Consider the following 10,847-nt stretch of genomic DNA (forward strand, 5'->3'; position numbering starts at 1 on the left):
AAGGAGGGACGTCAGCTCAGCAGCCTTGGCAGCAGCAGCACCGTGGCGGGGACAAAGATCATCAGTGTGACGATAACCAAGTCCGACAGGATGAAGGGCACGACGCCGCGGAAGATCTGCGCGACGCTGACCTTGTTGCCGACGACGCTTTTCATCACGAAGACGTTCAGCCCGATCGGGGGCGTGATCATGCCGATTTCAAGCAGCTTGACCAGGAACACCCCAAACCACAGCAGGTTCACGTCGGCGGCCCCCAGCACCGGCAGGAAGATCGGCAGCGTCAGTAGCATGGCGCCAAGGGGGTCGAGGAACATCCCCAGCACCAGATAGATCAGCGTGATCAGCAGCAGCAGCAGATACTGGTTCGTCACCGCATCCGCGATCACGCCCGAAAGCAGGTCGCCTGCGCCGCTGAAGGCCAGGAAGCGCGTCAGCAGGTTCGCCCCGATTACGATGATGAACAGTGAGGACGACACCTCCAGCGTCTCGCAAAAGGCGCGCCAGATTTCCTTACGCGAGATCGAGCGGCGCAGCAGGCACAGGATCAGCGCGAAAGCCGCGCCCACCGCACCTGCCTGCCCGGGCGTGAAAACGCCCGCGAACAGGCCGCCGAAGACGAACAGGACGATGGCCAGCGTCGGCAGCACCTCTTTCAGGTGGCGGATACGGGTCATCCAGTCAATCTTCTCGGTGATCCGGGGGGCCAGTTCGGGTTTCAAGATCGCCAGCACGATGATGATCGCGATATAGCCGACGCCGATCAGCAGGCCGGGAACGATGCCGCCGATGAACAGGTCGGTGATCGAGATGTTCACGATCACGCCGTAGATGATCAGCAGGATCGAGGGTGGGATCAGCGCCCCGATGGTGCCTGCCGCGGCCAGCGCGCCGGTCGCAAGGCGCATGTCGTAGCCCGCCCGCTCCATCTCGGGGATGGCGATGCGGCCCATCGCGGCGGAACAGGCCACCGACGAGCCGGTCACGGCGGCGAAGCCCGTCGCCCCGAAGATCGCCGAGACGGCCAGCCCGCCGGGAATGTTGTTCAGCCAGACCCGCGCCGCTGTGAACAGCCCGGATGTCAGCCTGCCGTGATAGGCGATATAGCCCATCAGGATGAACATCGGCACCGATGCCATCGACCAGTCCGCCGCCAGGCTGTAGGGGATGATCCCCAACATGCCCCAGGCGACCTTGCCGCCCACAAGCAGCCAGGTGCCGAAGAAGGACACGGTAATCAGGGAAACGCCGATCGGGACGCGGATCAGGATCAGCACGACCAGGATAGCAAGGCCGGCAAGACCAATAAATTCGGGTGTCATCATCTATTTCCGGTCAGATGGTTTCTTTGTCCGCATCCGGCACCTCGAGCGGCGCACCGGAAACCAGGCCCAGCAACTTGACCAACGCCGTGAATGCGAAAAGCGCAGCCCCAATGGGCACGAGGTAATAGGACGGCCAGAGCAGGATCTTGTATCCGTATTCGACCTCGAACGTGCCGGCAGTTCGCCGGGCCTGGGCCACGGTGAAGCTCTGCCAGGTCAGCAGGATGAAGACGATGCCCGTCAGCAGATAGGCGATGCCCGCGCAGACGCGCTGCACGGACGAGGGCAGGTGGCCGAAGAGAATGTCCACCGAGATATGCCCGCCCTTCAGTTCCACCGCAGCCAGGCAGATGAACGTCACGACGACCATGTAATAGTTCGCGACGAACAGCACCGTCCCCGGCAAGGGAAAGCCCACGACATATTGAAAGAAGACGTGTACGACGACGTGAACCATCATCAGGCCGATCGCGATCGCGCCCATGGCATAGGTCATGTTGCACAGGCCGCGGACGGCCTTCTCCAGATTTCTGATCAAGCTCTTCACCATTCGTCTTGAAAGCGGGATACCGGGCTGCAGGCGCATTGCCGTCCGCCGGACGCGCACTCGGCACCGCGCGGAATGCACGGCGCCGGGCCGGCTGTCTTCGATGCTTGCGGACGCAGGGTTAAAGCCCGTAAGTTTCGGGATCGACCTTCGAATAGATCTCGGTCAGGTAAAGCTGGAAAAGATCGTCGGCAGTCTTTGCGTCCTTGGTCAACCCGACCCATTTGTCGATCAGGGACTGGATTGTGTCCACCTTGGCGTCGATGTCGGCAAGCTGGTAGTTGGCGGTGTATTCCTTGATGACATTATCGCGCAGATGCGACACGAACTCGGTCGTCGCCTGTTGCAGATCCGCCCCGGCCTCATGGACGGGAATGCCGCGTTTTGCCTCTTCCTCAAGCGCCTCGGTCGTCTGCGCCGAGACGAGCCAGGTCATCTGGGCGTTCATCCTGGCCGAGGCCTCCAGCAGGACCTTGCGATTGGCCGCATTCAGGCCGCGCCATGCATCGCGGTTGATGTTCACCACGCTCGCTCCCGAGAACAGGCCCTGTGGCACGCCCAGGGTCGTCGACTTCACGACGTCGATGAGCCGCACTGTAATCAGTTCCGAGGGCTGGAAGACCACGCAATCGACCACGCCTTGCGACATGGCGCTGAAAGCCTCGTTGGCGGACATGAAGACGCTGACGGCGCCCATGGCCTCGACCCATTTCGACCAATAGCCTGAGGGCGTGCGGATCTGCTTACCCTTGATCTGCGCAAGCGTGGTGACGTCCTGCGTGCAGTGCAGTGCATAGGCGGCACTGGCCTGGCCGCTCAGGTAGACCTGATTGTCCGCGGCAAATTCGCTGACGCATTCGGGACAATGCAGCATGATGTATTCGGTGATCGCGCCCGCCATCGCGGCGGGACCCCAGAACACGTTGTCCCCGGCGGTGGCATCTGTGGCGAAGACCCCGAATTCCGCGGGCAGGTTGCTGTTGGGGTATTCTGCCAGGAAAAGCGCATGGGCATTGAAGCCCATGTCGACCGCATGATCGCGGATGCCCGGCGGGGTTTCCTTGATGTTCAGCAGGGACATCGGAAAGATCTGGATATCCGGTCCGCCGTTGGCCTTGCTGTATTCGACGAGGCTTTCCGCCGCCACGACGGGGTTGCTGCCCGGCGCATAGCCTATGGCATAGGTCAGGCTTTCGGCCTGCGCGATGCCCGGCGACAGGCTCAGGGCCGCGGCTGTGGCCAGGCCGGCGTATCGTATGCGAAACGTCATCTGGTATTCCTCCCTTGGTGTGTTGTCGGCGGACGCGACCATCCCTTCGCGCCTGATTGCCCGGATGGGCTTTGATCGGCCTAGCGCGGCACGAATGCGTTCCCCTGCCCGCCAGTCGCGGTGGAAAGCATGAGGCTTTTGGTTTCGAGGTATTCGTTGACGGCCTCGAGGCCGTTTTCCCTCCCCACGCCGGATCGCTTCATGCCGCCGAAGGGCATCATGTAGCTGTATGTACGATAGGTATTGCCCCAGACGGTGCCGACCTCCAGCGCCCGCGTCATGCGCATCATCCGTCCGATGTCGCGGGTCCAGACGCCGGCGGCCAGCCCATAGGCGATGTCGTTGCCGATGGCGACCGCCTCGGCCTCGTCCTCGAAGCCGATGACCGAAAGGATCGGGCCGAAGACCTCCTCCTGCGCGATGCGCATGTCGTTCGTCACATCGGTGAAGATGGTCGGTTCGACGAAATGGCCGCCTTGGATGCCCGGCCCCTCGGCGGGCTTGCCGCCGCACAGAAGCGTGGCGCCGTCGGCCTTGGCAATGTCGATATATTCCAGCACCTTCTGGTATTGGGGGGTGTTCGACAGCGGCCCCATGTTGGTTTCAGGGTCCAGCGGATCGCCCAGCCTGATGCTGCGCGTCGCCTCGAGCACCTTCGCGACGAATTCGTCCTTGATCGAGTTCTGCACCAACAGCCGCGACCCGGCGGTGCACATCTGGCCGGTCGCGCCGAATATGCCCGACACCGCGCCCATCGCGGCGGCGTCCATGTCGGCATCCTCGAAAACGATGTTCGGGGACTTGCCGCCCAGTTCCATCGCCACCCGCTTCATGTGGCGCGCAGCCGTTTCGTAGATGCGCGCGCCGGTCACGTCGGAGCCGGTGAACGAGATCTGCGCGACATGCGGATGTTCCACCAGCGCCGCGCCGACATCCTGGCCATAGCCGGACACCACGTTCAGCACCCCGTCGGGCAGCCCCGCCTCCTTGGTCAGCGCCGCGAATTCGATCGAGCTGACCGTCGAGAATTCGGAGGGCTTGACCACAACGGCACAGCCCGCCGCCAGGGCAGGCGCGCATTTCAGCGCGAAGAAAGTCAGCGGCGAGTTCCAGGCGGTGATCGCCAGAACCACGCCCACCGGCTCGCGGAAGGTCATGGCGACGGTGTCGGGCTTTTCGATCGGCATGACCGTACCTTCGATCTTGTCGGCCAGCCCGCCGAAATAGCGCCAGCTATTGGCGGCATAGGCAAGCTGCCCGCGCATGTCGGCCGCCAGCTTGCCATTGTCGCGCACCTCGATCTCGGCCAGGAGTTCGAGTTGTTCGATCAGCAGGTCTCCGATGCGGGTAATGATCCGGCCCCGCTCGCTCGCGCTCATCTTCGCCCAGGGGCCGGTCGTCATGGCGCGCCGTGCCGCCGCAACCGCCAGGTCCGCATCCGTCGCGTCGCCTGCCGGGATCCTGGCCCAGACCTCGCCACGATAGGGATCGATGCTGTCGATCCATGCCTGGCTGTTGGGGGCGTGAAATTCCCCGTCGATCCAATGTGAATACGAGCGCATATCCTCTCCCTCTTTGTGGACGGCACGGCAAGCCACCATGCTCCGGGGAGACAATGCGATCTCCCGCCGTATGGTCAAACGATTTCTTGATATAAGGGATTTCGTTATAATCTAGAGTTATATATCAACCAAGCTTTGCCCTGCGGTTTGGATTGCGGTCACCAACCCGTTCCTGACATTATCCATCTGGTAGCCGTCTCGGAAAAGTACAGCCACGCTCCGGTCCAGCTCAGGTGCGAAAATTGGCAACGCTGTAAGCTTGTGAGCATCCACTTCCTCGGCGATTGCATGGGACGGAAGCAGGGCGAGATAGTCTGTCGAGGCTACCAACGCCTTCAGGAGCGCCGAAGAGCTGCAAACAATTTGTTGTTCGGGGATGGGTTGACCGGCCGCGGTCAACATATCCTCCAATAAGGGGCGATGCCGCCCAGCAGGTGGAACGACCCAAGGAAAGCCTGTGAGATCTGCCAAGCTCAGACCATCCCTTGCGGTTAATGGATGATTCGTCCGCGTGACGACAAGCAGCCTTTCCCGGTACAGGACTCTCTGGCGCAAGCCAGCAAGAATGTTGTAAAATGTTGTAACTCCAATCGCAAAATCAAAATCGCGGCGCAATAGTCCCTCAAGAAGATCGATCTGGACGCGTTCGAAAACCCGCACACGGCCAGCGGGATAGTCGTGCTGCCACGCCACGATCGCAGCCGCAATCACGCTGCTCGACAAGCTTGGCAGGCAACCGAACCGGATGGGATCCTTGACGTCCGAGCTGTCCGGCCGGACAGCGTCTTGGGCACGCTCCACCTCATCGCGCATTTTGCGCGCATGATGAAAGAACCGCTCTCCGGCAGGGGTGGGCTGGACGCCCGACGGGCCGCGGTCCAAAAGGCGTGCACCGACCTCTCGCTCCAAACGCTCTATCGCGACTGAGAGGGCTGGTTGAGAGATTCCGAGGCTGCGGGCGGCTCGGTTGAGGCTCCCGACTTCGACGACGGTCGCGAAGTAAAGCATCCGCTTGGTATCTATAAGCTTGTGTCGCACGGCCTTGACGCTTGAGGAGGGCGCAAAAATCCTGCACTATAGGATCTCATGCCAAGATACCTCAATCATAGAACAAGAGGCGCCTTTTGACGAGCCATTCGCTGGAAGTCAACGAAGGCCGGTCATATCCCGAACCTGCGAGGATATCGCTGTGACGGTTTGCGTGCCCGACGCCTGCTTGACGGCCATACGGTCCTGCAATCGCCGTGGGGGTTTTGATCATGATTCTTGAGCCAGAAGACCGTCTGGTTTCGGTGCATTTGAATTACATCCTGGGCGATCTGCCACTGGAACAGCGCTTCGTCGTGGCGCGGGATCTCGGTTTCAGCGCGGTAGAGTTCCCGTTTCCTTACGAAACGCCGGCCCGACGCTATCGGCGTTGGCTGGATGGCAACGGGCTATCGCAGGTGTCCATCGGCGCCCCCGCCTGTGATTATCGGATTGGCGCGCCGGGATTCTCGCTGACGCCTAAGCTGCGCGGCGAGTTTGATCGTGCGCTTGACAGCGCCATCGCTTACGCCACGGAGATCGGCTGCCGGAGCGTGCATGTCTTTGCCGGAGGCCGCCCGGAGGACATGTCGGAAGAGGCGATCTTCGACACCTACTGCGCGAATATGGAAGCCGCGAAGTCTCGACTGAGCAGAGAAGGCCTGCAACTGGTTGTCGAGTCGATCAACGCAGTCGACTTCAAGGGTTATTTCATGAACCGGCTAGACCGGTTTCTGGCCTTGGCGGACAGGATCGGGGGCGATGGGCTTGGTTTGGTACTGGACGTGTATCATGCTGCGGTAAGCGGAGACGATGCCCTTGACTTCCTCGTCCGCCGCCCGGACCTTGTCGCACACGTCCAGCTTGCCGATTTTCCCGGCCGCCACGAACCCGGCACAGCAGGCATCGACTTCGAGATGTTTTTTGCCGCAATGGAAGCTTCAGGCTATCGCGGCTCGGTCGGACTCGAATATGTGCCAACACGGCCGATCGCAGATGGCGTGCCAATGACTGATCGCCTGTTCGGCAAGCGCACGGAAGGGAATTGACGCGGCTGCTGCGGACGCCCGCCGCACACATTGAGAGATGCACTGGCCAGCTGTTATTCCTTGTCGTGGTCACGGTGAATGCAAATTGCAGCTGGTGGAATTTCGGAGAAAGCGCGGGGCAAGCGCCCCGCATCCTCCCTGTTCACATCACCACTGCGGCGGGCAGACGGTGTCGGTGTTTTCGGCCGTGATCAGCTCAGGCTTGTATTCGATCAGACGGCCCTTCGGGGTGGCGGAGTCGGTCGCGGCCTGGAACAAAGCCTCTGCGGCCAGTTCGCCGGTGCGGATCCACGCCTCGCACATTGAGATGTCGATGTCGCCCGTCTTGATCAGCGGGGTGCCGAGCTTCGACCCGCCAGCAGCCGTCACCAGCTTGGCTGACGAGCCGGCATCGTTGATCGCTTGGGCACAACCGATGGCCATGTCTTCGGCATGGCTGAAGATCACGTCGATGTCAGGGTTGGCGATCAGCCCGTTCGCGCAAACTTCCTGGCCTTTCGCCGGCGTCCAGTCCGTAGGCTGCGAGAAGACAATCTGGTAATCAGCGCCAAGTTCCTTCAGCTTTTCGTTGAAGCCCTGGTTCAGCTGGGCAACCAAGGCATAGCCGGCCTGGCCTTCGACGATCCCGATTTTGGCTGTCTTGCCTTCTGGAAGCAGTGGCGCCACGGCTTCGGCCATGCGTTGACCGGATACGATGTAGTCCTGTCCGACCAGGGCCGACAATCCCGGATAGACATCTTTGAATGGCGTGGTCGCCGGATCGCCCACCTGCACGGCAACAGAGACATAAGGAATGTTGGCGTCATTTGCCCTGTCCACCCAGGACATCGATACGACGCTGTCCATCGTGATGGTCGCAATGCCCTGCACGCCCTGCGCAATCATGTCGTCGATGGCATTGCTCATCGCCTCGACGCTGCCCGAAGCGTTCAGGATCCGCACTTCCGCGCCCAGCTCGCCCCCCTTTTTTTCGAAACCTTCTCGCATCGAGATTTCGGCAGGGTTTTGCGCGTTGGTGATGATGAAGGCCAAGGCTGGCGCTTCGGCGCTCGCCGCGCTGGCAAGGACGACAAGAGCGGTGGTAAACCCCAATGTCCCCTTGAAACTGGTCGTCAGCTTCATTGTCTTTCCTCCCCAAATTACCCGACAAACGGGCGAGTTACGGCATTCGTCCAGCTGCCGCAGCACCATCGGCAAGCACTGCGTAGTTCTACATGCCTTGGACGAATGCATCCACATGTTATCCTACTAAATGAGATTTCATACAGGAAATTTGCTGTTCCCGTCGGAAGATGACATTCCGGGGGGCAGCCACCTGTCGAGCCGTCCCAATAGCCACCCATTTTGCCGTCCAATACTGCCTCGTCACGGCAGCAGGACGCTCACAGCACAACTCATCATGGCAAGAGGGGAACTGCGTAGCGCTTACCGCAGAACTGGCCCGGCGCTAAGTACAGATGGTTGAGCATGAATTCGTCCGGATGCCAGGCTTCGATGCTGAAGGACGCCAGCGCTTTGGCCGAGAAGTCGGCAGGGTCTGGGTCACCGTCATGTTGTAACGCCTGATGATCGCGGGGGCCAAGGCCAGTTTCCCCGTGCGGGTCACCTCAGCCTGCCTTCCTTGTCCACGAGGGCAAGCTGGGCAGGCGGCTCACCGCCCCACGCCCACAGAACGATGTTCAGGTCCGCATCCGTCGCCCCTTTGGCGAAGCTGCGAACGAGCATTCCAGCATACCCATCCCGGATCAGTCGCTCGGCTAGTAGCTGCGTCGGTGCCTTGCCGTTCTCTCCCATCTGGATCCGCCAGTCATCGGCCGCCAATTCATCAGGGCTGACGCCGTAGCCGCGCAGTGCCTTCGCATCCGTTGCGTCGAATATCGGCTCCAGATCGGCCTGATAGGCCACCAGCGTCGTTGGCTGCAGAGTGCCGACCTGGTTGGCCTCGCGGATCGCGGTCATGATGGACAGCGCGGTATAGAGCGCCGACGTGCCCTTGGGATTGAACCGCCCGCCGAAGCGCCGTGCGCCTTCGCCTGACAGCGGCTCACGTGCCCAGATCGGATTGAGGGCACGATAGAGAAGACCGCGATAATGCATGATGGCTCAGGTGTGGATACCGGCTTCAACCGCATCGATATAGTCCATGACATCCGCCGCGTGACCGTCACGCACCAGCTGCATCGCCGTCAGCCCGCCGAAACCGGCCAAAGGCTCGGAGCGATACCACGCGTAGGCGATGAGCGAGGAGCCGAAGCGGGGTTCGACCCGGTTCAAGATCTCGACCATCTCGCGCAGGCGCTTCTGGGTCTTGGCGCTGGCGACGCGGTCGGGACGCATGACGGCGTCGCGGCCGAGGCCGACCGTGCGGGCGACTTCGTCCTTTGTCGTGCGCAGGGCCTCGGCGATCCGGCCGGGCGCAAACTGCCCACCTTCCGCGAATGCTTCGATACACATCATCACCTCCATTCCGTTTGACATGATATGGTGTCATTCCAAGTGACAATCAAGGTGCCAGATCATGCCGCAGCGCTGTCTTCGTCATTTTCTGTGACCGGCCGTGCCAATGCCTGCGCCACGGCATCGGAGACGGCATCTGCCGCAGAGCGGACCGGATCGGTCTTCAGGTGAGCGTAGCGCGCGGTGGTCTGCACCTGCGTGTGGCCGAGGAGCCGCCCGATCATCGTCAGATCCTGCCCAAGCTGCAGCGCATCCGAGGCAAAGGAATGGCGCAGATCATGGATGCGGAGATCATCCAGCCCGGCGCGCTTGCGCAACCGACGCCAGGGCTTCTGGATATCGGTCAGATGCTGGCCCTCCTTGCGCCCGGCGATGACATAGGGGTTCCCCTCGATTTTTGGGATCGCCTTGAGAGTCTCGATCGCGGCCTTGCCGATCGGGACCAGCTTGGCGCCGGTCTTGGAGTCCGGCAGCCTGAGGACGCCATTGCGATAATCGACATAGCGCCATTTCAGGGTCTGGATCTCGCTGAGGCGGCATCCGGTCAACAGCAACAGGCGGATGCAATTGGCCGCTTCGGGTTCGTCCCTCGCCTCGTTCAGCACTTTGCCGAGGCGTGCCAATTCGTCCGGGGCGAGATAGCGCTCGCGCTTTTCCTCCCGATATCGCTTCACCTTCCAGCAGGGGTTCACCCCGTCGATGCGGACCTCCCAGCTATGGGCCACGGTGAACATGGCCGAGAGGACGCCGAGGGTCCGGTTCGCCTGATAGGGGATATCCTTCATGGACTGATGCAGCCCGACGACATCGGCGCGGGTGATGTCGATGATGCGGTGGCTGCCGAATTTCGGATTGATGAACAGGTTGATGGAACGCTCGTACTCGCGATAGGTCGATGCCTTGCAGTGCAGCGCGACATGATCCGCAAGAAAGCGCTTGCCGAACTCCTTCATGGTCGGGGACGCCTTCCTCCGGTCCCGCTCGCCGGCGGGATCGGCGCCGAGCCGGACGCCGGAAAGGAGCCTCATCGCTTCCCTGCGCGCGATTTCGGGCGTCACCGTACCATGCAGACCAATATTCACCCTGCGGAGTCGGCCGCTGGCACGATATTGCACGAGATACATCCTGCGACCGGACGAATAGATCCGAAGACCGAAGCCTTTCAACTCGTCGTCCCAGAGGAAGAATTCCTTGTCCGCCGGCGTCGCTGCATCGACGGAACGTTTCGTGATTTTCGGCATCTTCGCCTCCTTTGTTCCGATTGTTCCGGAATCAAATCGGAAGCAACCGGGAGAAAAAGCTGGTGCGGAGTAGCGAAGAGAAGCGTAGATCTTTCGGGAAAATAAATCAACATTACCAGAATATTATGCGGTAATTGGTGGCTATGGCGTAGTCTGGCGGAGAGGGGCGAAAGCGGCCGGAGTAAAACTCATAACCTGAAGGTCGTAGGTTCAAATCCTACCCCCGCAACCATCTTTACTTGCGCCCCCGCTGCATCCGCCGCGGGGTTTTTGCGTTGCGCCGAAAGCGTAAGGATTCCGGCAAGATCGCCCTGAACGTCGATCTCGATCCGATCCTCCCCCGGCGTCAGCACGATCCGGTCGATCAGCGAGC

Annotated in this window: 10 protein-coding genes and 1 pseudogene; 1 reads left to right on the top strand and 10 read right to left on the bottom strand. The window is 61.2% G+C overall.

The genetic code is table 11. The annotated features are described in order from the left end of the window. Positions 1-11: 11 nt before the first annotated feature. The 5 genes from ACDP63_RS14835 to ACDP63_RS14855 all read right to left on the bottom strand — a co-directional run bounded on the left by ACDP63_RS14835 (position 12) and on the right by ACDP63_RS14855 (position 5,709). Complete coding sequence (locus ACDP63_RS14835) at positions 12-1,322, bottom strand: TRAP transporter large permease (RefSeq protein ID WP_409928189.1); 1,311 nt, start codon at positions 1,320-1,322, stop codon at positions 12-14. A gap of 10 nt (positions 1,323-1,332) precedes the next feature. Further along, positions 1,333-1,908, bottom strand: coding sequence for a TRAP transporter small permease (locus ACDP63_RS14840; protein ID WP_409928190.1), 576 nt, complete (start codon positions 1,906-1,908; stop codon positions 1,333-1,335). A gap of 82 nt (positions 1,909-1,990) precedes the next feature. Then, complete coding sequence (gene dctP, locus ACDP63_RS14845) at positions 1,991-3,139, bottom strand: TRAP transporter substrate-binding protein DctP (RefSeq protein WP_409928191.1); 1,149 nt, start codon at positions 3,137-3,139, stop codon at positions 1,991-1,993. Between the two features lie 80 nt (positions 3,140-3,219). Next, positions 3,220-4,701, bottom strand: coding sequence for an aldehyde dehydrogenase (locus ACDP63_RS14850; RefSeq protein ID WP_409928192.1), 1,482 nt, complete (start codon positions 4,699-4,701; stop codon positions 3,220-3,222). A gap of 117 nt (positions 4,702-4,818) precedes the next feature. Beyond that, positions 4,819-5,709 (bottom strand): LysR family transcriptional regulator, encoded by an 891-nt coding sequence (locus tag ACDP63_RS14855; RefSeq protein WP_409928193.1) that lies wholly within the window; start codon positions 5,707-5,709, stop codon positions 4,819-4,821. Between the two features lie 251 nt (positions 5,710-5,960). Here ACDP63_RS14855 and ACDP63_RS14860 point away from each other — a divergent pair, with 251 nt between their 5' ends. Next, positions 5,961-6,776: a hydroxypyruvate isomerase family protein gene (locus ACDP63_RS14860; protein WP_409928194.1), complete on the top strand. Its 816-nt coding sequence runs from the start codon at positions 5,961-5,963 to the stop codon at positions 6,774-6,776. Between the two features lie 147 nt (positions 6,777-6,923). Here the strand turns inward: ACDP63_RS14860 and ACDP63_RS14865 are convergent, their stop codons facing one another. From ACDP63_RS14865 to ACDP63_RS14885, 5 genes and pseudogenes are all read right to left on the bottom strand, one after another. After that, complete coding sequence (locus ACDP63_RS14865; RefSeq protein WP_409928195.1) at positions 6,924-7,898, bottom strand: sugar ABC transporter substrate-binding protein; 975 nt, start codon at positions 7,896-7,898, stop codon at positions 6,924-6,926. A gap of 480 nt (positions 7,899-8,378) precedes the next feature. After that, complete coding sequence (locus ACDP63_RS14870; RefSeq protein WP_409928196.1) at positions 8,379-8,873, bottom strand: RES family NAD+ phosphorylase; 495 nt, start codon at positions 8,871-8,873, stop codon at positions 8,379-8,381. A 6-nt stretch (positions 8,874-8,879) separates the two neighbouring features. Beyond that, the gene (locus ACDP63_RS14875) at positions 8,880-9,233 is read right to left on the bottom strand and encodes an MbcA/ParS/Xre antitoxin family protein (protein WP_409928197.1); all 354 of its coding nucleotides are present in this window, start codon (positions 9,231-9,233) and stop codon (positions 8,880-8,882) included. 59 nt (positions 9,234-9,292) lie between these two features. Further along, positions 9,293-10,474: a tyrosine-type recombinase/integrase gene (locus ACDP63_RS14880; RefSeq protein WP_409928198.1), complete on the bottom strand. Its 1,182-nt coding sequence runs from the start codon at positions 10,472-10,474 to the stop codon at positions 9,293-9,295. Between the two features lie 188 nt (positions 10,475-10,662). Next, positions 10,663-10,847, bottom strand: a pseudogene (locus ACDP63_RS14885) (recombinase family protein); the annotation flags it as partial.

The organism is Paracoccus sp. P2, assembly GCF_046335115.1.
Lineage (GTDB): Bacteria > Pseudomonadota > Alphaproteobacteria > Rhodobacterales > Rhodobacteraceae > Paracoccus > Paracoccus pantotrophus.